Consider the following 23,788-nt stretch of genomic DNA (forward strand, 5'->3'; position numbering starts at 1 on the left):
ATCCAACCAAGGTCCAGCTTATCACCGCATCCAATTTGGCGCAGCACAGGCGACAACGCCACCACAATGCTGGCATCAATGCCGCAGCTGTACCCGAGGAGCTTTCCATGACTTTGCCCGCCGGCTTCACCCCGCGCCAGAACCCGCCGCTGCCCGAGGGCTGGGAGCGGCTCTTTACTGCTGTGCTCTCCGATGCGCTCGATGCCTCTGGAGCTCCGGGCCAGGCGATGTCACCGCGCATGCGGCCGCTCGACGATACGCTCAAGATGTGCGGCCGGGCGCGGACCGGCGCCTACATGGAGGTGCCCTATGTGACCGAAGGGGTGAACCCCTATGAGCTCGAGATCGCGCTGGTCGATGACCTGAAGCCAGGCGATATCGCGGTGTTCGGCTGCGGCGGTTCGCAGCGCATTGCGCCCTGGGGGAGCCTCCTCTCCACCGCCACCCATGCGCGCGGCGCGGCCGGGTGCGTCACCGATGGGTTCGTGCGCGATGTGCTGGAGATCCGCGCGCTGAAGCTGCCGGTGTTCTCAGTCGGCATTGCGCCGCTCGATTCCAAGGGGCGCGGGCAGATTATCACGGTGGATATGCCGGTGATCTGTGACGGGGTCCGGGTAGCGTCAGGCGATCTGGTGTTTGGCGACGCCGACGGCGTGGTGGTGGTGCCGCAGGCCATCGAGGCCCAGGTGCTGAAGTTCGCCTTCGACAAGGTCGATGGCGAACACCGCTCGATGGATGACCTCCGCGCCGGCCACTACCTGCGCGATGTGTTCGCCAAATACGGCATCCTTTGATCAGATTTGCTCACAGCGGGGGCGGGTCGCCCCCGCGACATAGTGCCCATGCTGCGCCCTTGAAACCGGTCGCTCCGCCGCCAATGTCTTTGGTGTGAGCCGGGCCCCTCTGGCGATTGTGGCGTGTGCCCAATCGCGATGTCGGATCACTTCCGCAGAGGGCGCCTGTCCGCTGCGTTGCGGTGCCCGGCTATCCCGATCTCCTCAACGCAGCGCGTGTTCCCTCTGCTCAACAGATGAGAGGAGAGACCATGCCAAGATCCAGACCTGCCCAGGACGACATCTTTTCACGTGCCGAAATCCTGCGCCGCCGCCACGCCCTGAGCGGCCGAGAGCTACGCGAAGCAGCGGACGCCGCGACCGGCGATGACCTGTTGCAGGTGCTTGTTGCCGCCAGCATGGTGATTGCCCATGCCGATGGCGGGCTAGACCTCGCCGAGCGGCGGAAGCTGGTCGAAGCATTCACCACCAGTGCGGCGCTCGAGGGCTTTTCGGTCAGTGACCTTGCTGCAGAGTTAGCGGGCCATCTCAGGGCCTATGAGCACGATCCGATCGGTGCCGAGGCCGCTGCACTGGCGGTGCTGGCCGCTGCGAGCCTTTCGCCAGCGGAGAAAGCGTTCATTGGCGCCACCTGTGCGGGTGTCATCGTTGCCGATGGCCTCGTTCATCCGGCGGAACTGGGGGCGCTCAACCGGGTGCAGATTGCCCTGGGGCTGACAGACGAGGTGGTCTCGTGAGCGACATCGCAGACCGTCGTGACACGCCAGGGGAGGTGTCGCGATGGAGATGCTGATCCTCGATGTCATGGGCCAGCCGCTCTGGATGTGGCTGGGCTTTTTTACCCTGGTCGTCGTGCTGCTGGCGTTCGACCTCGGCATTCTCCACCGGGATGGCCATGAGATCGGGGTGCGGGAAAGCCTCGGGCTCTCCGGCTTTTATATCACCCTCGGCCTCGCCTTTGGTGGCTTCATCTGGTTCAGCCTCGGGGCGCAATCGGGGCTCGAATATCTGACCGGGTTCGTGGTCGAAAAGAGCCTCGCGATGGACAATGTGTTCGTCATCGCGATGATCTTTGGCTATCTCGCCATCCCCCGGCAGTACCAGCACCGGGTACTTTTCTGGGGCATACTCGGGGTCATCGTACTCCGTGCGATCATGATCGGGTTCGGTGCGGCGCTGGTCACCGAGTTCAGCTGGGTGATGTACCTGTTCGCGGCGTTCCTGGTGTTCACCGGCATCAAGATGCTGATGACCAGCGACAAGGAAACCGACCTCTCGGCCAACCCGCTGCTCAAGTTCATGCGCAAGCGCTTCCGGGTCACCGAGGCGCTGCATGACGACCGTTTCTTTGTGCGGCAGCCCGACGGCAAGACCGGCAAGATCGTGCGCTTCATGACGCCGCTGTTTTTGGCGCTGGTGATGATCGAGATCGCCGACGTCATCTTTGCGGTGGATTCGGTGCCGGCAATATTCGCCATCACCACCGACCCCTACCTCGTCTACACCTCGAACATCTTTGCCATCCTGGGGCTCAGGGCGCTCTACTTTGCGCTGGCCGCGATCCTTCATCGCTTCGCTTACCTTAAGCAGGCCCTGGCGGTTCTGCTGGTGTTCATCGGGTCGAAGATCGTGGTGGCAGACCTCCTGGGTTGGGAGAAGTTCCCCGCCGAATGGTCGCTGGGCATCACCTTTGTGATCCTCGGGGCCGGCGTGGGGTACTCGCTGTGGCGGACACGCGGCACGCTGCCGCCGGCCACCACACATGTCTGATGGCTGGGGGCGGCTTTGGCCGCACCTTTCCAAATGCGCGCCGGTCATGCGGGATTGGCTGGTTGGCCAAGGGCCGATCGGCTGCTAGCTTTGTTCCACTGAGTTTCGCTTGGGAGTGCAGGGCGTGCAGTTCGATACCATCATCCGTGGCGGCACGGTCGTTACCGCCGCCGACACGTTCCGCGCCGATATCGGGATTTCCAATGGCCGGATTTCGGCACTGGGCGATGACCTCGGCGCGGCTGACGAGATCATCGACGCCACTGGCCTCCTCGTCATGCCCGGCGGCATCGATAGCCACGTGCATCTTGATCAGGCGGGTGCGCCGGGGATCGTGATGGCCGATGGGTTCGAGAGCGGCACGCGCTCGGCGGCTATTGGCGGCAACACCATGGTTCTGCCGTTCTGCCTGCAGCAGAAGGGCCAGTCCCTGCGCGAGGCGCTCGCGGCCTATCAGGCGAAAGCCGATGGCAAGTGCTACACCGATATCGCGCATCACCTGATCATCACCGACCCGACGCCGCAGGTGCTGGGCCAGGAACTGCCGGCGCTGATCGCCGAGGGCTACACCTCGGTAAAGATCTTCATGACCTATGACGACATGAAGCTCGCCGACCGCGAAATCCTCGAGGTTCTAGACGTTGCCCGCCAGCATGGCGCGCTGGTGATGGTCCATGCCGAAGGCTATGACGCCATCCGCTTTCTCACCGAGCGGCTGGAGCGAGACGGCAAGACCGCACCGTTCTTTCACGGCCCGTCCCGCCCCATCCCGGTCGAGCGCGAGGCGACGCACCGGGCGATCAGTTTTGCCGAAATCGTCGATACCGAAGCGATGATCGTCCACGTCTCTAACCGCGCTGCGATGGAGGAAATCCGCCGGGCGCAGCAGCGCGGGCAGAAGATCTATGGCGAGACCTGCCCGCAATATCTGGTGCTGACCGAAAAGGACATGGACCGCGCCGGCATGGAGGGTGCCAAGTATGTCTGCAGCCCACCGCCGCGCGACAGCGACAGCCAGGCCGCCTGCTGGGAAGGCCTGCAGCAGGGGGTGTTCGAAGTGTTTTCGTCGGATCACTGCCCCTACCGCTACGAGGACGAGGCAGGGAAACTCGCGCCCAAAGGCAAGCAGAGCTTCCGCTACGTGCCGAATGGCATCCCGGGCATCGCCACCCGAATGCCGATCCTGTTTTCCGAAGGCGTGGTGAAGGGCCGCATCGACCTCAACCGCTTCGTGGCGTTGACCTCGACCAATCACGCCAAGCGCTACGGGCTCTATCCGCAAAAAGGCACGATCGCCGTCGGCAGCGACGCCGATCTGGTGCTGTGGGATGCGGGCCGCGAGGTGACGATCACCCATTCCCTGCTGCAGGATGGCTGCGACTACACGCCTTACGAAGGGCTGGCCGTCACCGGCTGGCCGGTGCGCACCATGCTGCGGGGCGAGACGGTGATGACCGATGGGCAGATCGCGCCGGTCAAGGGCGGACGCGAAATGCTCAGGGCGCGCTAAGTGCCGCCAACTCAAATAGAATAAGTCTACCCTCAGGATGTCCGAGGCCGAAATATCGGCCCTTGTGTAGAATTACGTACACGCCATGATAACGATTACATGACTACCGTCCGGGCGGGAATGTAATCAGGGCTTGGCCTCATCATGTCAATCAAAGTTAAACTCACCCTCTGCTTGGGGGTGCTCGTGCTCGCCTTGTCGGCGCTCGCCGCCAGCGGGCTTTTCGCGCTTAATCTTACCAGCCAGCGAACCTCGGTGATCGTTGCGGACGGTGTCGCCGGGCTTGGTGACCTGACCCGTATCAACGACATGTATTCCAACATTGTGCGGGATACCCAGGGCGTGGTTCTGGGTGAACTCAGTTTTGCCGATGGCAAGGCCTCGGCGGTCGAGTCGCTTGCGCAGATCGCCGCTGACTGGGCCTCCTATCAGGCTTCCAACTTTGGCCCCGAGGCGGCCAAGCTGGTATCGACGGCCAATGAACGCATGGTCGCCGCGCAGCCGGCAGTCGACAAGCTGCAAGCGCTTCTCGACGCGGGGGATTTGCCTGGTCTTGCGGAATTTACCAAGACCGAACTCGGTGAAGTCATGGAGTCGATTGCCTCGCAGTTTGACCAACTGGCAGAAATCCAGATCGGCGTCGCCGATGCTGACAACGTGGAAGCGCAATCTTTTGCCAGTCTCGCAAACTGGGCGTTGATCGCAATTGCAGCAGCCAGTGCGATGATCCTCGGCTACGTGGGATTTGTACTGCTCGGTGGCGTGGTCGGTCCCCTGCAGCGGATGGAAACCGCAATGCGCAGCATCGCAGCCGGTGGTGACGTTGCCATTCCCTCCATCGGGCGCAAAGACGAGATCGGCAAGATGGCCGATGCGGTGCAGGTCTTCCGCGATGCTGGCCGCCAGGTGAAGTCGCTCACGGATGCCGAATTGCTTGCGACAGCGCGGGGAAATGCCGAACGGTCCGCAATGATGGCTCAGCTCCGCACGGATTTTGGCGGGGTTGTCGATGCGGCCATCCTCGGTGATTTCAGCAAACGCGTTACCGCTAGTTTTGCTGACGAAGCACTCAACAGTCTCGCTGCCGGCGTCAACAATCTCGTATCGACTGTTGATCGGGGTGTCTCCAGTGCCGGCGCTGTCCTCAATGCGCTCGCGTCGTTTGATCTGCGCTTGCGCGTCGAGGGAGAGTTCTTTGGGGCGTTCAAGCAGCTCAAGGACGACACCAACGCGGTGGCCGAACGGCTGACCCATATCGTCGGGACCTTGCAGGAAACTTCTGGGGCGCTGCGCATGGCAACGGGCGAAATCCTCTCGGGCGCCAATGACCTGTCGGATCGCACGACGCGGCAGGCAGCCACGATTGAGCAGACGTCGGCGGCAGTGGAGCAACTCTCCAGCACCGTCATGCAAAGTGCCGCCAAGGCCGAGACGGCGGTCAACAAGGCTGATGCGGTGCGGGTGATGGCAGAACAGAGCGGCGCTGTGATGGAGGAGACCACAGAGGCTATGGCACGCATCACCCAATCGTCCGCCAAGATCTCCAACATCATTGGGCTGATCGACGATATCGCCTTCCAGACCAATCTCCTGGCGCTCAATGCGTCCGTGGAAGCGGCGCGAGCGGGCGACGCTGGCAAGGGCTTTGCAGTGGTGGCGGTGGAAGTGCGTCGTCTCGCCCAGTCGGCTGCCCAGGCCTCAAGTGAGGTGAAGGCGCTGATCGAACAGAGCGCTGTCGAAGTCAGCGGCGGCTCCCGCCTGGCATCGGACGCGGCCAGCAAACTTGCCCTGGTCCTCGATGGCATTCGCCAAAGCGCCGCCTCACTGACCGAAATTGCGCGGGACAGCCGGGCCCAGGCCGGGGCCATTGCCGAAGTGAGCACGGCCGTTCGCACTATGGACGAGATGACCCAGCACAATGCCTCGCTGGTGCAGGAAACCAACGCTGCCATCGAGCAGACCGAGCGGCAGGCCAAGGATCTCGACAAGGTCGTTGCATCGTTCACGCTGGCAAATTCCGCCGGGCTGTCGCGACGCTTGGCTGCTTGATTGCGATCCAGAGCGGCGGCAGCCGTAAGGTTGCCACCGCTCCTTCTATCTCTGGAGTATCCGCTTCAGCGCCGCCACCGTTTCCGCGTCCGTCACCCGGCGGGAGGCAGCGGCAAAGCCGAGCCGTACCGCGTCGGCGCCCTCGGTCGGCTGCGGCAGGGCGGCGGCGCCATGCACCTCGGTCAGCGGCAGTTGCTCGAGCAGGGCACCGAGGGCTGCTGGCGTGATGCCCGAGCCGGCCATGATCACGATCCGGCCCCGCGCAGCGGCGAGCGCGGTGGCGATGCCCGCGACTCCCGCCAGCGCCGTCTCCGCGCCGCCTGAGGTGAGGATGCGCTGAAAGCCGAGTTCTACCGCAATGTTCACGGCGTCGGTAATGTCAGGGACGAGGTCGATTGCGCGATGGAGCGCGACGCCGAGCCCATCGGCATGGGCGACGAGGTGGGCCAGCATCTCCGCGTCGAGTTCACCGTTGACCTGCGATGCCCCCAGCACCACTCCGGCCAGCCCCGCCGCGCGCACTGCGTCAATCTCGGCCCGCATCACATCGAAATCGCCCGCACCAAAGACAAAGTCGCCACTGCGCGGCCGCACCATGGCGTAGACCGGGATCGGCGCCCTGGCGGCGATGCGCATCAGCCCGGGCGACGGCGTCAGTCCGCCCATTTCCAGTGCCGAGCAGAGCTCGATCCGGTCGGCCCCGCCGACGATGGCAGCGCTGAGGCTTGCCGCGTCGGCCACGCAGATTTCGATCACCCGCGCGGTCATGCGGAGAGCCCCAGGATGGCGGCGCCGATGAGACCCGGTTCGACTGTGAGCGTTCCGGGCACCACAAGCGGACGGTCGGTGCGCCGCAGGATGCGTCTGCGCACTTCGGTGTCGAGGCGGGCGATCAGCTCCGGTACGCGCGCCAGCCCGCCGCCCACCGGCACGATCCCGGCGCCGACAATGTTGACGGTCAGCGCCAAGGGGCTCGCGAGGAGATCGACAAGGCACTCGATGGTGCGTTTGGCCGCCGCGTCGCCCGCCAGCCAGTTGGCGACGATGGTGGTGCTGCGCAGCGTTTCACCGTGGAGGTGCAGGTGCAGCCGCTCCATGCCACGTGCGCCGCCGATGGTATCGACACATCCGACCTGGCCGCAGCCGCAGGCAAAGCGCGGAATGGCGATCGGTGGGTCGCCCGCGCTGGTGGCGGCCGCCGGGCCATGCCCCCATTCGCCCGCGATGCCGGCGGTGCCTTCGAGAATGCGCCCGTCGATCACGATGCCGCCGCCAACGCCGGTGCCCAGAATGGCGCCAAAGACGATGCGGTGGCCGCGCCCGGCCCCGGCGACGGCCTCGGCCAGCGCGAAGCAATCGGCGTCATTGGCGATCAGCACCTTGCGGCGCAAGGAAGCGGAGAGATCTGCACCCAGCGTGCGGCCATCGATACAGGGGATGTTCGCGCACTTGATGATCCCGGTGTCGGGATCGACGACACCGGTGATCGAGATCGCCACTGCGGACGCGGCATCGGCGGCGCCCACTGCCAGCATCCCGGCGATGGCGGCGATGAAGGCAGCGAAATCGTCGAGCGGGGTGTCGACCCGGCCCAGATTGGTGAGTGCGGCAGGGTCTGCGGCGACTGCGCCCTTGATGGCGGAACCGCCGATATCAAAACAGGTGATCGTCATGCCAACACTCTTGCTGCAATGCTCCGTGCTCGCTGAATTCGGCGCCATTGGCAAGCTGGCGAGCCATTCGCCCAGCGCTCGGGCGCCCCGCAAAAAGCTTTGCGCCGTCCGCTGCTTGCCGGGACAAGCATTCGTCGATCCCGCTGGAGTTTAGCACCAAAGCCCTCGCGAACGCCCGCCGATGCCCCTAGAGTGTGCCCCTTAAAGTAGCGGAGGACCCAAATAATGGGCGTTAATTCAAAGTACCCCGAGACCCAGGCGCTGCACGCCGGCTGGCGCAGCGATCCGGCAACGGGCTCGGTAGCGGTGCCGATCTACCAGACCACCTCGTTCCAGTTCAACGATAGCGAGCACGCGGCAAACCTCTTCGGGCTGAAGGAACTGGGCAATATCTACACCCGCCTCGGCAACCCGACGACCGATGTGCTCGAAAAGCGCGTCGCGGCGATAGAGGGCGGCGTTGCTGCGCTCGCAGTGGCTTCCGGCCAGTCGGCAACGGCCTATTCGGTGCAGAATCTCGCCGTCAACGGCGACAATATCGTTGCTTCGACCGACCTCTATGGCGGCTCGTATAACCTCTTCAAGAACACCTTCCGCGAAGCGGGCATCGAGGTGCGGTTCGTGGATCCGGCCGATCCCGAGAACTTCCGCCGCGCCACCGACGACAAGACCCGCGCCTATTATGCCGAGACGCTGCCCAACCCCAAGCTGGCCGTGCTGCAGATCGGCGAAATCGCCGCGATCGGCAAGAGCTTTGGCATCCCGCTGATCGTCGACAACACGGCGGCCCCGTTGACCGCCCGGCCGTTCGAGCACGGCGCCGCAGTGGTGGTTTACTCCTCCACCAAATATCTTGGCGGCCACGGCACTTCGATCGGTGGCCTCATCGTTGACGGCGGCAATTTCGATTGGGCAGCGTTCCCCGAGCGCCAGCCGCTCCTGAACAAGCCCGATCCCGCATACCATGGCGCCGTCTGGGTCGAAGCGGCGAAGCCGCTCGGTCCCATTGCTTATATCCTCAAGGCCCGCACCACGCTGCTCCGCACCCATGGCGCGGCGCTCTCGCCGTTCAATGCGTTCCTCACCATCCAGGGCATTGAAACGCTGGCACTGCGTGTCGACCGGCATTTCGAAAACGCCGCCAAGGTTGCGGCCTGGCTCAGCAAGCGGCCAGAGATTGTTTCGGTCAACCACCCCACGCTCCATACCGGGCGGCAGAAGGCAACCGCCGACAAGTACCTGACGCGTGGCAAGGGCGCCCTGATCGGGTTCGAGCTCGCCGGTGGCCGTGAAGCCGGGGCGCGGTTTATCGATGCGCTGCAGTTGATCTACCACGCCGCCAATATCGGCGACGCGCGGACGCTGGCGATCCACCCGGCGACCACCACGCACTCGCAGCTTTCTCCTGACGAGCAGCTCAGCGCCGGTGTCACACCAGGCTATGTGCGGCTCTCGATCGGCATCGAGTATATCGACGATATCCTCGCCGATCTCGATCAGGCGCTGAACAAGGCGAAATAACACGTGATCGGGCGCCGGCCAGTTCGGCGCCCGAATCCGTTCCCATCCTTGTCCTCCAATGCTAGACCCGGCCTCGAACAGCTCGGGGAATGATATGCTGGCGGTGAGCGAAGTGGCACGATTGAAGCGCGACGTGGAGCAACTGAGCGCCGCGATCCGGCTCGACAAGGCCGGCAGCAAGACGGCCCTGACGCTCAAAGACCGCCGTGCCATCAAATCGGAAATCGACTGGTGTATCCAGGAACTGGACGAGCTGCGCGGCCGTTTGACCGGCTGATGCGGCATGGCATCGGTTGCGATGGTATTGCCCAGCGGGCATGATCGGATGGCAGGTTAGGGACGGGTAGATGTTCGGCGATGCGTTGATTTGGCTGCTGGTCGGCCTGGCACTGGGCATTGCGCTTTGCATGCTGATCCTTGTCGCCGTCGCGATGTTCGATCGCCGCCAGATCAGACGTTCGTCCATTCTGAGACAGGTTGCGCCGCGAGAGACGGTGCCGGAGCCCGCGAGGGTAACATCGCGGCCAGTCCCCGCGCGTGCGGTGGTGATGCGCACGCTTGAGCCGATTGTAGAGGATGTGGCGAGCCCGGAGGCAAAGTCGGCGCCGGTACGCGTGGAGCCGATCCGCACGCCACGACCGCAGTTCCAGGCGCCGGAACAGCCCGCAAGAGGTCCGAGGACCGAGCCACCAAAGATCGAGCCGCCAAAGATCGAGCCACCGACATTCGAGGCACCAGGCCTTGAGGCAACAAAGGTTGAGCCGCCCAGCGTTGATGCGCCTGCACCTGTCGAGGTTCAGCCCACGCCGACCGAGCCAGCGCCTCCGGCCGCTGAGCAATCAGCACCGGCGCTGAGCGCGCCGCCTTCTGCTCCAGAGGCCGACTTGCCCAAAGTTGAGCCGGTCCACCCCGAGCCAATCACGGTTGAGCCACCCAGAGCTGAACCTGTCGAGCCCGAGCAGCCGCTCGTCCGGTTCGAGCCGAGCCCGGCCGTGGCCCCTCAGCCTACGCCGCCCCCACCGCCTCCATCGAACCCAGTGCGTTTCAAGCCGGCGCCCATGCGGCCAACTCCATCGCGTGTTGCGGCGCCCGTCGGGGCCGCCCGCCCCGCACCCGTTCCGCCTCCGGTTGCTGTGGCCCCGGTTGCCTTGCCGCCGTCAGTGCCTGTCGAAGCCGCTCCCGCTCCTGCCCCTGCCTCTGCGCCAGTTGCTGAGGCGGCTGAAAGCGTTGCGTCGGATGCTGTGGTTCCTGTGGCCCCAGTCACGCCGACAGCACCACCGGCTCCTTCCGTCCGTCGCGACATAAGCGTTGAGGACCTGTTCGCCCAGGCGTTTGGGGCGGCTGAGCTGCCAGGCGCGGCACAGTCGGACAAATCCAAGTGAGACCGCGCATTCACCTGATCGCGAGGACAATGGCGCGTGGCTGAGCCCCTTCTGGCGGCCCCCTCGGCGCAGGTCGCGGTGAAAGTCGATGTCGTGGTCATCGGGGCAGGGCAGGCGGGGCTCTCTTCGGCCTATCACCTGCAGCGGATGGGGCTATCCGGTCCCACCGGGTTTGTGGTTCTCGACCAATCTCCGCAGGCTGGCGGCGCCTGGCAGTTTCGCTGGCCGTCACTGACACTCAGCACGGTCAACCGCATCCACGACCTTCCGGGCATGGCTTTTGCGCAAGCGGTGGATACCAGCGCCACTCAGGTCCGTGCGGCGGAAGCTGTGCCCCGCTATTTCGCCGCCTATGAGCAACGCTTCGCGCTGCCGGTTCTTCGGCCCATGGTGGTCAAACTCGTCACCTCGCGGGGTGAACGGCTCCGGGTAGAAACGAACCGCGGCAACTTTTCAGCGCGCGGGCTGATCAACGCAACCGGTACGTGGGAGACGCCAAACATCCCCGACTATCCCGGTGCCGGGAGCTTTCTTGGCCAGCAGTTGCACACGCGAGACTACCGTACGGCTCAAGCCTTCGCCGGCAAGCATGTGCTGGTCGTCGGCGGCGGTATCTCCGCCATCCAGTTGCTCGACGAGATTTCGCGGGTGACGCGGACCACCTGGGTGACCCGCCGGCCGCCGGAGTTCCGGGAGGGGCCCTTCGACCAGGAAGCGGGTCGCGCAGCGGTCAAGCTGGTCGAAGACCGGGTGCGGCAGGGACTGCCACCGCGCTCGGTGGTCTCTGTCACCGGCCTGCCAATGACGCCCGCCATAGCGGCGATGCGGGATCGCGGGGCGCTCAACCGGCGGGAGATGTTCAGCGAGATCACGCCCGAGGGGGTGCGCTGGGCCGATGGTACGACGCTCAGGGTCGATGTGATCCTCTGGTGCACCGGATTTCGCAGTTCACTCGATCACCTCGCTCCGCTCGATCTCAGGGAGCCGAGCGGCGGCATCATCATGACGGGGCGATTGGCAACGCAGGTTGCGAAAGACCCGCGGGTGCACCTTGTGGGCTATGGCCCCTCTGCGTCGACGATCGGCGCCAATCGCGCCGGAGAGGCCGCGGCGCGGGAGTTGCTTCAGTTCCTGAAGCTCGACCGAGGTTAGCGCGAGAACGGCACCGAGGCGGTCAGCACCTGGCCCGAATTGTTGAACTCGATCTCGAAGTCGACGGTGATCTTGTCGTTGACCAGCAGGATCTTGGAGCCGATGCGCACAACGTTGCCGCCACGGTCAGTTTGCTTTTCGCTGAGGTTGAAGGCGATCTGGTCGCCGTCGATCTTGCCGATGGCGAGGCCGGTATAGCCGGCGTTCGAGCTCATGGCGGCCTGGTAGCGCTTGATGGCGTCATCAAAGCCAATGGTGCCGCTGACCGACAGGTTCATGTTCACGAGGCTGCAGCGACCGGAATAGTTGATCTTGGCCTGGTTGCCCTTGGCCACGGTCATCCTGCATTTGAACGCCTCGGGGGCCTCGCCGCCGACCATGACGCCGGCGCCGCTCCAGTTGCCGACATATGAGCTCAAAAGCTCAAGCTCGGCTTGCCCTGCCTGCACCGGTGCGGCGGTAAGCCCGAACAGCGCAAGTGCCGCTATTGCAAGCAAGCCACGAAGCCGAACCATCGTCATTTCCACCGCTCCACCGATTGCCTTCATGCTTTTCAAGTATTGCCAGAATCTGACAGTGTCCGCGCTGCGACTCACCGGCAGGCTGTGCACCCCACGTGGGCCCGCAGCGGCCATTTGCCGGACCGAAAGGTATTTCGTGAACGACATGTCAGGCAAAGCGAGCTCCACAAATCCGAGCGCACAGTCGGAGGGTTTGCCAAGTAGGGCAAGTCAAAAAAGTGCGGTCGCGCAAACTTCCCAGTCGGACGTGACGGGAAACACGCAGTCGCCGATCATTGAACTCACAGGCGTTACTTATACGCTGGATATTGTAGGCAGACCACTCCACATCCTCAAGAGCGTGCCATTGCAGGTCCGCCCGTCGGAGGTAGTGGCGATTGTCGGGCCATCGGGCAGCGGCAAGACCTCGCTGCTCATGCTGCTTGCCGGCCTGGAGCGCGCCACCACCGGCAAGGTGATGGTCGCGGGGGAGGATCTCTCGACGCTCAGCGAGGATGACCTCGCGACGTTCCGGCGCAAGACGATGGGCATCGTCTTCCAGAGTTTTCACCTCATCCCCTCGCTCACCGCCCTCGACAATGTCGGGCTGGCGCTTGAGATCGCCTCGCCGCAATTGTCGCTGGCCGAGACCCGGGCTGCTGCGACTGCGGCACTCGAGGCGGTCGGGCTTGGAGATCGCCTGCACCACCGTCCGGCGACGCTATCGGGTGGTGAACAACAGCGCGTCGGGCTAGCCCGCGCCATGATCGCCAAGCCGCGCCTGCTGCTGGCCGACGAGCCGACCGGCAATCTCGACCAGAAATCGGGCGCACGCGTCGTCGAACTGATGTTCGACATGGCGCGCAAGCAGGGCACGGCGGTGGTGATGATCACCCATGACGCCGCACTGGCTGAGCGGGCGGACCGCACGCTCACCATGACGCTAGGCGAACTGGTCGAAGCCGGGCCCGCCGTCTGATGCACAGTTTCTGGGCCGCCGTCCGCGTCGGGTTGCTGGACATGCGCGGCGACTGGCGCCGCTTCACCCTGATCATTGCCTGCCTCGCGGTCGGCACCGCGCTGATCTCCGGCGTCAGTTCTGTCGGTGCCAGCATCCGGCAGGCCGTCGCCGAGGATGCGGCGGTGCTGATGGGCGGCGATCTTGAGCTCTCCCGTGCGGACCGCGTCGCTACCGGCGATGAGGTCGCGCTGCTCCAAACCTTCGGCAAGCTCGCCAATGTCATCGACACCAACCTCCGCGCCCAGTCGGGTGACAAGGATGCGTTTGTCGATCTGATCTCAATCGGCGAGACCTATCCGCTGCTGGGCCAGATCGACAGCCCGCAACTTCCACCTGACGTGCAGCCGTTCGAGTTTCTGTCCTGGCGAGATGGCTATTTCGGCGCGCTGGTCGATCCGCTGATGCTCGACCAGCTCGGCGCACAAGTGGGTGACATGATCGCCATTGGCGGCACGCCGTTCGAGGTCCGTGGCGCGTTGGCGGGCGTTCCCGATGGCGCGGTGCGCGGCTTCCGGCTCGGCCTCAAGGCGATGATCACCACCACCGCCTTCGCCAATCTTGCCGACCAGACTTCCCCGCTGCCGGGCTTGGGCACCTGGTATCGCTACAAGCTCAAGCTCGATAGCGGGGATGCCGAAGACGGCAAGGTCGCCGTTGAGCAGGCGCTCAATGATTCCGGCTGGACCGTCCGCTCAGCCCGCGACGGGCTGGGGCCGATGGTGCGCTACTACGATCTCTTCATGCGCTTCCTGGTGATCGTCGGGCTCGCCTCGCTGCTGATCGGCGGGGTCAGCGTCTGGACCGGGATTTCGGCCTACGTTACCGAGCGTGCCAATGTCATAGCGATCCTCCGCAGCATGGGCGCCAACCGGGCGCGCATCTTCATCCATTTCTTCGCCCAGGTGGCAATGCTGGCGCTGATCGGAGTTGGCATCGGCCTCGCCGTTGGTGCGAGCACGGCGCTGCTGGCTTTGCCGGCCGTCGGCAAGGCCGTTGGGGTAAGCCTGCCGCCCGCGCTCCATATCCAGCCGCTGCTGGTTGCCGCCGGGGTGGGGCTCCTCACCGCGTTTGCCTTCTCCTACCTGCCGCTGCAGCAGGCGCAGGCGATCAGCCCGGTGACCCTGTTCCGTTCGAAGGGGCTGGCGGCACCGCCGCTGGAATGGCGGAAGCTGTTCGCCTCGTGGCAGATCCTGCCGCTGGCGCTGGCGGCTATCGCCTTCCTCGCCCTTGCGGTGGTGATGACCGATGACCCCATGCTGGTTGCCGCTTTCGCCGTGGTCAGCGTGCTGTCGGTCATCCTGTTCCGCTATGCGCTTATCCTCGTCATGGCGGCCGTCCGGCGCCTCCCCGAATCAACCAACCGCACCCTCCGCCATGCCCTGCGCGATATTGTCGGCGCCGGCTCCAATGCCAGCTCGGTGGTGATCTCGGTGGGGTTGGCGCTTGCCATGCTCGTCGTGGTGCTGGCGCTCGAAGTGAACCTTCGCAACGAATATCTTGGCGCCTCGGTGTTCGATGTGCCGACCTTCGTGGCCTCGGACCTGTTCGAGGATGAGGTGCAGGCGCTGGCGGGGCTGAAGCAGTCCGGCAGCGATATATCCCGCTTCACCTCCACCCCGATGCTGCGCGGCGCCCTGACCGCGATCAACGGCAACCCGGTTGAAACCTTCCGTCCGCGCGGGTCCGAGGCATCGTTCCTCCTTTCGGGCGAAGTGCCGCTCACCTACCGGCAGGAACTGCCCTCGACCTCCCGCGTCGTCGCGGGCGCGTGGTGGGGCCCGTCCTATTCCGGCCCGCCGCTGGTCTCGCTGCACCAGAATTTGCGCTCCGGGCTCGGTATCAAACTCGGCGACGAGTTGACCTTCACCATTTTCGGCGAACCGGTTACCGCCAAGGTCGCAAATTTCAGGGACTATTCCTGGCAGGGCGGTATCGACTTCCTCGCGACCTTTTCACCGGGAGTTCTTGAGGCCTATCCGGCAACGCTGCTCGGCGCCGTCACCGCGACGGCTGGCAGCGAGAGCATCGTCGAGCGGCAGCTGGCGACGACCCTACCGGATGTGCACTTCATCGCCATCGGCCAGACACTGGAGCTGATCACGGCTGCCCTCGGGCAGCTCTCGCTCGCCGCCTCGCTGGTCGGGGGGCTCGCAGTTGGCAACGGCCTGCTCGTGCTCCTCGGCAGCCTCGCCGCCGGCCGGCGACAGCGGCAGGCCGATGCGGTGATCACCAAGGTGCTGGGCGCGCGCCGGCTCGAAATCTTCTCGGTGTCGGTAGTGCACTATGTGCTGCTGGCAACATTCGCGGCCGTGCTCGCGACGCCGCTCGGCATCGGGCTTGCGTGGATCCTGACCATGGTCCTGCTCGACGTCGAATTCACCGTCGATGCGATGACCATCGCAGCGGTCGATCTGGGCGCCATCGTCATCACCGGTATTCTGGGCGCCACCACCATCCGCAAAGCGCTACGGCCGCGTCCGGCCCTGCTGCTGCGTCAGCTTGGCGCCGAATAGCCGACACTTGCGACGGAAGTTGCCTTGCATGGCGCTGCTTTGCTGGCCAAAGTCCCGTCAATTTTCTGGGGAGAGGTTTTCACATGCCGTTTTTTGACAAGCCGCAGGCCGAGTTGCCGCACTATCGCTCATCGTCGGTTGCACCGGCGGATTTCGACAGTTTCTGGGCCGCAACTCTGGCTGAGACGCGCACCCACGCGCTCGATGCGGTGTTCACTCCGGTCGATGCCGGCTTTCCACTGTTCGACGTTTTCGATGTGGCGTTCTCGGGCTTTGGCGGCCACCGGATCAAGGGCTGGTACATCAAACCCGCCGGCCAGGCGCCCACCGGCACGGTCATCAAGTTCATCGGCTACGGCGGCGGCCGCGGGTTCGTCCAGGAGCACCTGCTCTGGCCCTCGACCGGCCGCGCCGTGCTGGTGATGGATACGCGCGGGCAGGGCTCGAGCTGGTCGCCGAGCGACACGGCCGATCCGGCGGGCTCCGATCCCTCCCATCCCGGCTTCATGACCCGCGGCATTACCGATCCTAAGGGCTATTACTATCGGCGTGTGTTCACCGATGGTGTGCGTGCGGTGGAGGCTGTGCTGACGCGGCCTGAAACCGATCCCAGCAAGCTGGCGGTGGTTGGCGGCAGCCAGGGTGGTGGCATTGCCATAGCAGTCGCAGGCCTTGAGCCGCGTGTCCGCGCGGCGATGCCGGATGTGCCGTTCCTCTGCGATTTTCCCCGGGCGGTGGGCCTCACCAGCCGCGATCCCTATGGCGAGATCGTGCGCTATCTCGCCGTGCACCGTCATGCCGCCGAGGCGTCCTTCAAGACCCTCAACTATTTCGATGGGGTGCACTTTGCGGCCCGCGCGAAGGCGGCCGGTCTGTTCTCGGTGGCGCTGATGGACGATATCTGCCCGCCGTCAACGGTCTATGCCGCCTACAACGTATGGCCGGGTACTAAGGCTATCGAGACCTACACCTTCAACAACCACGAAGGCGGCGGCGTGTTCCAGGACCGTGCGCAGGTCAAATGGCTGAAAGCGCTCGGGTTCTGATCACCGTACCAAGGCGTCGAGCTCGTCATTGAGCGGCGCCATGGCCTCCCGCAGGTGCCCGAAAAGCGGCAGCATGCGGGCATAGCGCTCCTGCCAGGCCGGGTCTGGCAGGACCTCATGGTCGATCCCCGCCATGCGCGCGGCGTTTTCTGAAAGCGTGCCGCCGATGGTGGCGGTGGCGGCGAGGATGGCGCAGCCGATGGCGCCGCATTCGAGTTCGCGCGGCACCAGCAGCGGCACGCCGTAGATTGCCGCCTTGATCTTCAGCCAGAGCTCGGAGCGGCCGGCGGCTCCGGCGGTGATGAACTGCTGCGGGCGCGCCCCGATTGCGTCGAACTGCTGCTTCAGCGCCATAGTCACGCCTTCAAGCACCGCGCGTTTCAGTTCTGCCGGGCCGTGGCTGGCGGTCAGGCCGAAGAATTGGGCGCGCGCATTCTGTGCTTGTCCCAGCCGCTGACCAGACAAAAACGGCAGGAAAAACAAGCCGTTGCTTCCAGGTGTCGCCGTCGCCGGGTCGCCATCATCGATCAGCACCCGTCTCGTCCAGCGCACCGCGTCGCCACCTGCATCGACGAGCGTGAAGGCGCCCCAGTTGCCGCCGGGCAGTGCGACATTGCTGACCAGCGGGCTGAGCAACGGGGTCGGCCTGACACTGGTGGCAATGGCGGAGGTGCCGGTAATGTCGGAATAGGCGCCGGCAGCAAAGGCACCAGACCCCAGCAGCGCGATGGGCAGGTCGCCACCGCCGGCGAGAACGGGCGTACCCTCGCGGAGCCCGGTTCCCTGCGCAACGGCTGCAGTTATCGGTCCAAGGACTGTGCCTGGGTCATGGATATCTGGCAGAAAGTCGTGCCTCAGACCGAGCGCATCGATCAGGGGCTGAGACCAAGAGCCGGTGCGATAATCGGCGAGGAAACTGGCTGACGCTTCTGTCCAGTCGGTGGCACGAATTCCCGTCAGCTGGAAGTTGATGAAGTCCTTTGGCGCCAGCACGGTCGCGGTCCGCGCATAGTCGAGGGGCTCGTTGTCACGGAGCCAGCGCAGCTTGAAAGCGGGCCAGGCCGGGGTCGCGGGGTTGGCGGTGATGCCGGAATAGTCAGCGAAGGGGTGGGTAGCTGACCAGTCGGCAACGTCACCGGCCGCGCGCTTGTCGTTCCACAGCAGCACAGCGTCGCGCGCCAGCCGGCCATCGGCATCGATCAGCACCGTGCCGTGCATCTGCCCACAGGCACATATGGCGGCGATGCGGGTCGCGTCTGCCCCGGCGACGACTTCGCGGATGGCGCCAAGGGCGCCTTCCCACCAGGCGGTGGCACTCTGCTCGGCCCAGCCAAAGCGCGGGATCACCTGCTGATAGAAGCGCGAGGCGAAGGCGGTGATCCGGCCATGGCCATCGACCAGCGCGGCCCGCACGCTGCTCGTTCCGAGATCAATGGCAAGATAAAGCGGGTCGGTCATGGTGCCGGTCTTGGTGCCAGTCTTGGTGCCAGTTTTGGCGCGACGGCGCCGGTTGAGAGTGCGGAGTAGAGACTATCCGCCCCTCGGCGCGCAAGCCGCCGTATGTCGGTGCGTATCGTGAACTCTGAAGGCTTGCCCCTTGGCAGAGGATGGAACAGTATTTTCCAGTTGCGCAGCGGGGAGGCTCAGGCTGCGCGTATTGGGCAGGAACAGCATTTTGAAATACGCGATTGTCGGGGCTGGTGGCCGCCATGCCATGTTTCGTACGGCCATTACGGAAACTCACCCCACCGACAACGAACTGGTGGCGCTGTGCGATGTCAACGCGTCGCGGCTGGCGCTGTCGGCCAGCAAGGTGCCACCGCGCGGCAACGGCATCGCCACTTACGCGGCCGAGGATTTCGACCGCATGCTCAATGAGCAGCAGCCCGACACGGTGATCGTCACCACGCCGGATTACCTTCACCACGAATATATCGTCAGGGCGCTCAAAGCCGGGCGCAACGTGATGACCGAAAAGCCGATGACGGTGGATCTGGGCAAGCTGCGCGAAATTCTCGACGCGCAGGCGTCGAGCGGCAAGAAGGTCACGGTCACCTTCAACTATCGCTACACACCGGCCCGCACGCAGATCAAGGATCTGCTCCTGAGCGGGGTGATCGGCACAATCGAGGCAGTGGATTTCCGCTGGTATCTCGACCGGGTGCATGGCGCCGACTATTTCCGCCGCTGGCACCGCTACAAGGAGAAATCCGGCGGGTTGCTGGTGCACAAATCCACGCACCATTTCGACCTGATGAACTGGTGGGTGGCCTCAACGCCGAAGACCGTCAGCGCGCTGGGCAAGCGCGTCTTTTACACCCCGCAGATGGCGGTTGAGCTGGGGCTCGAAGGCCACGGCCCGCGCTGCCAGGGCTGCCCGGTGTTCGACCGCTGCGACTACCGGCTCGACCTCGCGGGCGACCCGGCGCTGCGCGAACTCTATCTCGATGCCGAGGACGATGACGGGTATCTCCGCGACAAGTGCGTGTTTGCCGATGACATCACCATCGAGGACACCATGCAGGTACAGGTGAAATACGCCAACGAGGTGTTCCTCAACTATACGCTCTGCGCCTATTCCCCGTGGGAAGGGCTTGAGATCAAGTTCCAGGGCACCAAGGGCGAACTCACGCACCGCCATGTCGAAGTGCACGGCGTGTTCGGGGGCGTGCGGGACAAGGCGCACGAAGACGCCATGACCACGACGCTCCACCTTGCGGGCAAGCGGCCCGAAGTGCTCGACGTCTGGCAGGGCTCAGGCGATCATGGCGGCGCCGATCCGGTGATGCTGGGCTATCTGTTCGAGCCCTGCAGCATGGAGCCCGACCTCTATAACCGCGCCTCCAGCCACCGCGAAGGCGCCTGGTCGATCCTCACGGGCATCGCCGCCAACGAGGCGATGGCGAGGGGGCAGACGGTCGATGTGGACCAGATGCTGGCCGGGGCGGGGATTGTGCTGGGGCGCTAAACCACCAGTTCCAGCCGGTCGGCGGGAAATCGGGAGAGGCCGTAGGAGATGGGGACACCGGCCTCGTCGGCGTCTACCGCTTCGGAGACCAGCAGCACGGCTCCGGGCGCGAGCTTGAGCAGCTTCAGTTCCTCGGCGTCAGCGTGGCGGGCGGAAATGCGGGTGGTCATCCGCACATAGTCGACGATCCCGTAGCTCTTGAAGGTCGCCGTCGTGGAGCCGAGTTCTGCGATGCGTTCGGCGAAATCGGGGAAGCGCCGATAGGGGAGCCAGGTGGTGGCGCGCGAGATGGGGAAGCCGTCGGCGCTGTTGAGCCCATCGATCCGCACCAGCCGCGCACCGCGCCCGAGCCCGAGCGCAGTTGCGATGCGCTGGGTCGCGTTTTCCTGCCGGTGGCCCAGCCCTTCGGAGGTGAGGGTCTGCACCTGTCCCTTGAGACCTTCACGAAAGCGCGTCCGCCGTCCCAGCGGGTAGCTCAGCCGGCGGGCGGACGCGACGAACGTGCCGCGTCCCTGTTCGGCGCGGAGCACACCGTCCTCGATCAGCACGGCGATGGCGCGCCGCACCGTGTGGCGGTTGACGCCGAAACGTTCGGCCAGCGGCAGTTCGCCATCGAGCTTGTCGTCGACCTCCAGCTTGCCGCCGACGATGTCGAGCCGGATCTGGTCGGCGATCTGCCGCCAGAGCGCGACGCCCCCCTGCGGGGCGATTTCGGTGCGGGCCAGTTTTGTCATTGCAAATTCACGAGGGCTGGTTATGAGGGGCTGAAACGGACTTACTTGTCTAGTAAATTATACAAGTTGGAGCAAGCGCCAGATGCCCTCTTCCGCGCCCAAAGTGGCGAACAACCCCCGCCAGGAGGCGATGGCCGTGCTGGCGCAGGCGCCGGGCGACCGGCTCAGCGAACTCTGGGCGGCCTGGCCTACACAGCCGTCCTTCCACAAGGTGCGTGGCCCCGAAACCGGGCTCGTCATGGTGCGCGGCCGGGCTGGTGGCGGCGGCAACCCGTTCAACCTCGGCGAGGCGACGGTGACACGCGCCACGGTGCGGCTCGAAACGGGTGAAGTCGGGCATGCCTATTGCCTCGGCCGCGACGGCAACAAGGCGGTGATCGCCGCCTGTTTCGATGCGCTGCTGCAGCGCGACCCCGAGGGCATTGAGGCCAAGGTGCTGGCGCCGCTCCGCGTCGAGCAGGCCACGGCCGACCAGCAACTGCAGGACGAAACGGCGGCCACCAAGGTCGATTTCTTCACCATGGTGCGGGGAGACGATTGATGGATCTCGCAATTGAAGGCGGTTTTGGCGACAGCGTTCTCGGCGCGCAAAGCGTATTCCGCGCGCTGATGGATGCGCTTTCGCGGCCGGGCGTTCCGCAGGCGCTGGGCAGTTTCGTGGTCCCGCCCGCGCCGCTCACGGCAGATCTCGGCGCTGTGGCGCTGACCATGTGCGACCATGATGCGACGCTGTGGCTCGATCCGGTGCTGGCCATCAGCCCGGCGGTCGGCGCCTGGTTGCAGTTCCATGCCGGCGTGCCGCTGGTGACCGACCCCGCCGCGGCGCAGTTCGCGCTGGTGAGCGATGCCGCTTTGCTGCCGCCACTTTCGAGCTATGCGCAGGGCACGGACGAATATCCCGATCGCTCGACCACAATCGTTCTGGCGGTGAGCGGCGCGCCCCGCCCGTATCGGCTGGTTGGTCCGGGGATCAAGGATTACTTGGTCACCGACCTCGCGCTGCCGAGCAGCGATTTCCTTGGGCAATGGGCCGAGAACCGGGCGCGTTTTCCGCGCGGTATCGACCTGCTGCTGGTCGGCGATGGCCGGGTCACCGGCCTGCCGCGCACCACCCGCATTTCGGAGGTCTAGCTATGTATGTTGCCGTAAAGGGCGGCGAGGCCGCCATTGCCAATGCCCATCGCCTGCTTGCCGACCGCCGCCGGGGCGACCGTTCGGTGCCGGCGCTCACCATCGCGCAGATTGTCGAGCAGCTCGGCCTCGCGGTTGACCGCACCATGGGCGAGGGCTCGCTCTATGACCGCGAACTCGCCGCGCTTGCCATCACCCAGTCGCGCGGCGACCTGATCGAGGCGATCTTCCTCGTCCGCGCCTACCGCACCACGCTGCCGCGTTTCGGCTATTCGCGGCCGATCGACACCGCTGAAATGAAGATCGAGCGCCGCGTTTCGGCGACATTCAAGGATCTGCCGGGCGGACAGCTGCTGGGCCCCACCTTCGACTACACCCACCGCCTGCTCGACCCCAGCCTCGCTGAAGGTGCCGATGTCGAAGCGCCGGTGCAGCGCGCCTCCACCCCCGAGCGGGCGCCACGCGTCACTGACCTCCTCGACCATCAGGGCCTGATCGAGCCCGATGCGACCGAGCCTCAGGATGAGGTCGGCGATCTCACCCGCGAGCCGCTAGAATTTCCGCTCAATCGCGACCTGCGGCTGCAGGCGCTGGCGCGCGGGGACGAGGGGTTCCTCCTCGCACTCGGCTATTCGACCCAGCGCGGCTATGGCCGCTCACACCCGTTTGTCGGCGAAATCCGCATCGGCGAGGTCGAAGTTGAGTTCGATGTCCCCGAGCTCGGCTTTGCCGTGTCGCTGGGGCGTATCCGGGTCACCGAATGCCAGATGGTCAACAAGTTCAAGGGCAATGCCAAGATCGCTCCGCAGTTCACCCGCGGCTACGGGCTGGTGTTCGGTCAGGCCGAACGCAAGGCGATGGCGATGTCGCTCTGCGACCGGTCGCTGCGTGCACGCGAGTTGGGGGAGGATATCAACCACCCCGCGCAGGACGAGGAATTCGTCATCTCGCACTCCGACAACGTGCAGGCCACCGGCTTTGTCGAGCACCTGAAGCTCCCGCATTATGTGGATTTCCAGGGCGAACTCGGCCTGCTGCGCGAGATGCGGGCGGAGCATGACGTCGTGGCTGCCCCAATCTCCGAAGCAGACGCGAACGGTGAACAGATGGAGGCGGCAGAATGAGCTTTTCCGCGCACTACAACTTTGCCTATCTCGACGAGCAGACCAAGCGGATGATCCGCCGGGCCATCCTCAAGGCCATCGCCATCCCTGGCTACCAGGTGCCGTTCGCGAGCCGCGAAATGCCGATGCCTTATGGCTGGGGTACGGGCGGGGTGCAGGTGACGGCCTCGATCATCGGACCCGACGATGTGCTGAAGGTCATCGACCAGGGCGCTGACGACACCACCAATGCGGTCTCGATCCGGGCCTTTTTTGCCAAGGTCGCGAACGTGGCCACGACCACGCATACGGCCGAGGCGACGATCATCCAGACCCGCCACCGCATCCCGGAAAAGACGCTGCGCGAGGGCCAGGTGCTGGTCTACCAGGTGCCGATCCCCGAGCCGCTGCGCTTCCTCGAACCGCGCGAGACCGAGACGCGGAAGATGCATGCGCTCGAGGAATACGGGCTGATGCACGTGAAGCTCTACGAGGATATCGCCAAGCACGGCCGCATCGCCACGACCTATGCCTATCCGGTCAAGGTGGAGGGTCGATACGTGATGGATCCCTCGCCGACCCCGAAATTCGACAATCCCAAGATGCACATGTCCGAGGCGCTGCAATTGTTCGGCGCCGGCCGCGAAAAGCGCATCTATGCGGTGCCGCCCTATACTGAAGTGGTGAGCCTCGATTTCGAGGATCATCCGTTCGAGATCCAGCACTTTGCAGAGCCCTGCGCGCTGTGCGGCGCGGAGGGGGTCTATCTCGACGAGGTGATTTTGGACGATCACGGCGGGCACATGTTCGTCTGCTCGGACACCGACAATTGCGAAGAGCGCCGAGCCGAAGGCCACCGCGGCGTTCTCGCGGGACACGCGCTGGAGGCTGCGGAATGAGTGGGCCGATCCAGCAGTTTTG

General features: G+C 64.9%; 21 protein-coding genes. 16 read left to right on the forward strand and 5 right to left on the reverse strand.

The features are described from left to right. Positions 1-107 precede the first annotated feature (107 nt). From ACO06J_RS18670 to ACO06J_RS18690, 5 genes are all read left to right on the forward strand, one after another. The gene (locus tag ACO06J_RS18670; RefSeq protein ID WP_421762218.1) at positions 108-794 is read left to right on the forward strand and encodes an RraA family protein; all 687 of its coding nucleotides are present in this window, start codon (positions 108-110) and stop codon (positions 792-794) included. A gap of 251 nt (positions 795-1,045) precedes the next feature. Continuing rightward, a complete protein-coding gene (locus tag ACO06J_RS18675; RefSeq protein ID WP_421762219.1) occupies positions 1,046-1,531 on the forward strand; it encodes a TerB family tellurite resistance protein in 486 nt (161 codons plus the stop codon). A gap of 43 nt (positions 1,532-1,574) precedes the next feature. After that, positions 1,575-2,564, forward strand: coding sequence for a TerC family protein (locus tag ACO06J_RS18680; RefSeq protein WP_421762220.1), 990 nt, complete (start codon positions 1,575-1,577; stop codon positions 2,562-2,564). Positions 2,565-2,688: 124 nt separating this feature from the next. Beyond that, positions 2,689-4,074, forward strand: coding sequence for a dihydropyrimidinase (gene hydA / locus ACO06J_RS18685; protein ID WP_421762221.1), 1,386 nt, complete (start codon positions 2,689-2,691; stop codon positions 4,072-4,074). A 144-nt stretch (positions 4,075-4,218) separates the two neighbouring features. Continuing rightward, positions 4,219-6,123 carry a methyl-accepting chemotaxis protein gene (locus ACO06J_RS18690; protein WP_421762222.1) on the forward strand — a complete coding sequence of 635 codons (1,905 nt, stop codon included), beginning with the start codon at positions 4,219-4,221 and terminating at the stop codon, positions 6,121-6,123. A 45-nt stretch (positions 6,124-6,168) separates the two neighbouring features. Here the strand turns inward: ACO06J_RS18690 and ACO06J_RS18695 are convergent, their stop codons facing one another. Both ACO06J_RS18695 and ACO06J_RS18700 read right to left on the reverse strand, forming a co-directional pair. Beyond that, on the reverse strand, positions 6,169-6,891 hold the full coding sequence (locus tag ACO06J_RS18695; RefSeq protein ID WP_421762223.1) for a copper homeostasis protein CutC: 723 nt from the start codon (positions 6,889-6,891) through the stop codon (positions 6,169-6,171). After that, positions 6,888-7,796, reverse strand: a complete 909-nt coding sequence (locus ACO06J_RS18700) for an ROK family protein (RefSeq protein ID WP_421762224.1) — start codon at positions 7,794-7,796, stop codon at positions 6,888-6,890. The genes ACO06J_RS18695 and ACO06J_RS18700 overlap by 4 nt, the downstream gene beginning before the upstream one ends. Before the next feature lie 225 nt (positions 7,797-8,021). Between ACO06J_RS18700 and ACO06J_RS18705 the strand changes: the two genes are divergently transcribed. The 3 genes from ACO06J_RS18705 (at position 8,022) to ACO06J_RS18715 (ending at position 11,851) form a co-directional block, all read left to right on the forward strand. Further along, a complete protein-coding gene (locus tag ACO06J_RS18705; protein ID WP_421762225.1) occupies positions 8,022-9,317 on the forward strand; it encodes an O-acetylhomoserine aminocarboxypropyltransferase/cysteine synthase family protein in 1,296 nt (431 codons plus the stop codon). 94 nt (positions 9,318-9,411) lie between these two features. Next, a complete protein-coding gene (locus ACO06J_RS18710; protein WP_421762226.1) occupies positions 9,412-9,594 on the forward strand; it encodes a hypothetical protein in 183 nt (60 codons plus the stop codon). A 1,141-nt stretch (positions 9,595-10,735) separates the two neighbouring features. Then, entirely contained in the window at positions 10,736-11,851 is a 1,116-nt protein-coding gene (locus ACO06J_RS18715) for an NAD(P)-binding domain-containing protein (protein ID WP_421762227.1), read from the forward strand. On the opposite strand, the gene ACO06J_RS18720 is transcribed toward ACO06J_RS18715, so the two are convergent. Next, positions 11,848-12,372, reverse strand: coding sequence for a hypothetical protein (locus ACO06J_RS18720; protein WP_421762228.1), 525 nt, complete (start codon positions 12,370-12,372; stop codon positions 11,848-11,850). The genes ACO06J_RS18715 and ACO06J_RS18720 overlap by 4 nt on opposite strands. 247 nt (positions 12,373-12,619) lie before the next feature. On the opposite strand from ACO06J_RS18720, the gene ACO06J_RS18725 reads away from it, so the two are divergent. The 3 genes from ACO06J_RS18725 (at position 12,620) to ACO06J_RS18735 (ending at position 16,931) form a co-directional block, all read left to right on the forward strand. Continuing rightward, a complete protein-coding gene (locus tag ACO06J_RS18725; RefSeq protein WP_421762229.1) occupies positions 12,620-13,330 on the forward strand; it encodes an ABC transporter ATP-binding protein in 711 nt (236 codons plus the stop codon). Continuing rightward, a complete protein-coding gene (locus tag ACO06J_RS18730) occupies positions 13,330-15,885 on the forward strand; it encodes an ABC transporter permease (RefSeq protein ID WP_421762230.1) in 2,556 nt (851 codons plus the stop codon). The genes ACO06J_RS18725 and ACO06J_RS18730 overlap by 1 nt, the downstream gene beginning before the upstream one ends. Positions 15,886-15,968: 83 nt before the next feature. Further along, positions 15,969-16,931 carry an acetylxylan esterase gene (locus tag ACO06J_RS18735; protein ID WP_421762231.1) on the forward strand — a complete coding sequence of 321 codons (963 nt, stop codon included), beginning with the start codon at positions 15,969-15,971 and terminating at the stop codon, positions 16,929-16,931. Here the strand turns inward: ACO06J_RS18735 and ACO06J_RS18740 are convergent, their stop codons facing one another. Continuing rightward, a complete protein-coding gene (locus ACO06J_RS18740; RefSeq protein WP_421762232.1) occupies positions 16,932-18,389 on the reverse strand; it encodes a xylulokinase in 1,458 nt (485 codons plus the stop codon). A gap of 217 nt (positions 18,390-18,606) precedes the next feature. On the opposite strand from ACO06J_RS18740, the gene ACO06J_RS18745 reads away from it, so the two are divergent. Beyond that, positions 18,607-19,899, forward strand: coding sequence for a Gfo/Idh/MocA family protein (locus ACO06J_RS18745; RefSeq protein ID WP_421762233.1), 1,293 nt, complete (start codon positions 18,607-18,609; stop codon positions 19,897-19,899). Here ACO06J_RS18745 and phnF read toward each other — a convergent pair. After that, a complete protein-coding gene (gene phnF / locus ACO06J_RS18750) occupies positions 19,896-20,633 on the reverse strand; it encodes a phosphonate metabolism transcriptional regulator PhnF (RefSeq protein WP_421762234.1) in 738 nt (245 codons plus the stop codon). The two genes, ACO06J_RS18745 and phnF, sit on opposite strands and share 4 nt — an antisense overlap. An 82-nt stretch (positions 20,634-20,715) precedes the next feature. On the opposite strand from phnF, the gene phnG reads away from it, so the two are divergent. From phnG to ACO06J_RS18770, 4 genes are read left to right on the forward strand one after another with little or no spacing between them, the layout of a single operon-like run. Next, entirely contained in the window at positions 20,716-21,174 is a 459-nt protein-coding gene (gene phnG, locus ACO06J_RS18755) for a phosphonate C-P lyase system protein PhnG (protein ID WP_421762235.1), read from the forward strand. Further along, entirely contained in the window at positions 21,174-21,764 is a 591-nt protein-coding gene (gene phnH / locus ACO06J_RS18760) for a phosphonate C-P lyase system protein PhnH (protein WP_421762236.1), read from the forward strand. Before phnG ends, phnH begins: the two co-directional genes overlap by 1 nt. Positions 21,765-21,766: 2 nt before the next feature. After that, a complete protein-coding gene (locus ACO06J_RS18765; RefSeq protein ID WP_421762237.1) occupies positions 21,767-22,888 on the forward strand; it encodes a carbon-phosphorus lyase complex subunit PhnI in 1,122 nt (373 codons plus the stop codon). Continuing rightward, the gene (locus ACO06J_RS18770; RefSeq protein ID WP_421762238.1) at positions 22,885-23,766 is read left to right on the forward strand and encodes an alpha-D-ribose 1-methylphosphonate 5-phosphate C-P-lyase PhnJ; all 882 of its coding nucleotides are present in this window, start codon (positions 22,885-22,887) and stop codon (positions 23,764-23,766) included. Before ACO06J_RS18765 ends, ACO06J_RS18770 begins: the two co-directional genes overlap by 4 nt. Positions 23,767-23,788 lie beyond the last annotated feature (22 nt).

Origin of the sequence: Devosia sp. (assembly GCF_965229025.1) — a bacterium.
Taxonomy (GTDB): Bacteria; Pseudomonadota; Alphaproteobacteria; order Rhizobiales; family Devosiaceae; genus Devosia_A.

What these genes read in the sequence shown, in the direction of transcription:
- ACO06J_RS18670 (WP_421762218.1), top strand. Translation starts at nt 108, where the DNA reads ATGACTTTGCCCGCCGGCTTCACCCCGCGCCAGAACCCGCCGCTGCCC.
- ACO06J_RS18675 (WP_421762219.1), top strand. Translation starts at nt 1,046, where the DNA reads ATGCCAAGATCCAGACCTGCCCAGGACGACATCTTTTCACGTGCCGAA.
- ACO06J_RS18680 (WP_421762220.1), top strand. Translation starts at nt 1,575, where the DNA reads ATGGAGATGCTGATCCTCGATGTCATGGGCCAGCCGCTCTGGATGTGG.
- ACO06J_RS18690 (WP_421762222.1), top strand. Translation starts at nt 4,219, where the DNA reads ATGTCAATCAAAGTTAAACTCACCCTCTGCTTGGGGGTGCTCGTGCTC.
- ACO06J_RS18695 (WP_421762223.1), bottom strand. Translation starts at nt 6,891, where the DNA reads ATGACCGCGCGGGTGATCGAAATCTGCGTGGCCGACGCGGCAAGCCTC.
- ACO06J_RS18700 (WP_421762224.1), bottom strand. Translation starts at nt 7,796, where the DNA reads ATGACGATCACCTGTTTTGATATCGGCGGTTCCGCCATCAAGGGCGCA.
- ACO06J_RS18705 (WP_421762225.1), top strand. Translation starts at nt 8,022, where the DNA reads ATGGGCGTTAATTCAAAGTACCCCGAGACCCAGGCGCTGCACGCCGGC.
- ACO06J_RS18710 (WP_421762226.1), top strand. Translation starts at nt 9,412, where the DNA reads ATGCTGGCGGTGAGCGAAGTGGCACGATTGAAGCGCGACGTGGAGCAA.
- ACO06J_RS18720 (WP_421762228.1), bottom strand. Translation starts at nt 12,372, where the DNA reads ATGACGATGGTTCGGCTTCGTGGCTTGCTTGCAATAGCGGCACTTGCG.
- ACO06J_RS18730 (WP_421762230.1), top strand. Translation starts at nt 13,330, where the DNA reads ATGCACAGTTTCTGGGCCGCCGTCCGCGTCGGGTTGCTGGACATGCGC.
- ACO06J_RS18735 (WP_421762231.1), top strand. Translation starts at nt 15,969, where the DNA reads ATGCCGTTTTTTGACAAGCCGCAGGCCGAGTTGCCGCACTATCGCTCA.
- ACO06J_RS18740 (WP_421762232.1), bottom strand. Translation starts at nt 18,389, where the DNA reads ATGACCGACCCGCTTTATCTTGCCATTGATCTCGGAACGAGCAGCGTG.
- phnF (WP_421762234.1), bottom strand. Translation starts at nt 20,633, where the DNA reads ATGACAAAACTGGCCCGCACCGAAATCGCCCCGCAGGGGGGCGTCGCG.
- phnG (WP_421762235.1), top strand. Translation starts at nt 20,716, where the DNA reads ATGCCCTCTTCCGCGCCCAAAGTGGCGAACAACCCCCGCCAGGAGGCG.
- phnH (WP_421762236.1), top strand. Translation starts at nt 21,174, where the DNA reads ATGGATCTCGCAATTGAAGGCGGTTTTGGCGACAGCGTTCTCGGCGCG.
- ACO06J_RS18765 (WP_421762237.1), top strand. Translation starts at nt 21,767, where the DNA reads ATGTATGTTGCCGTAAAGGGCGGCGAGGCCGCCATTGCCAATGCCCAT.
- ACO06J_RS18770 (WP_421762238.1), top strand. Translation starts at nt 22,885, where the DNA reads ATGAGCTTTTCCGCGCACTACAACTTTGCCTATCTCGACGAGCAGACC.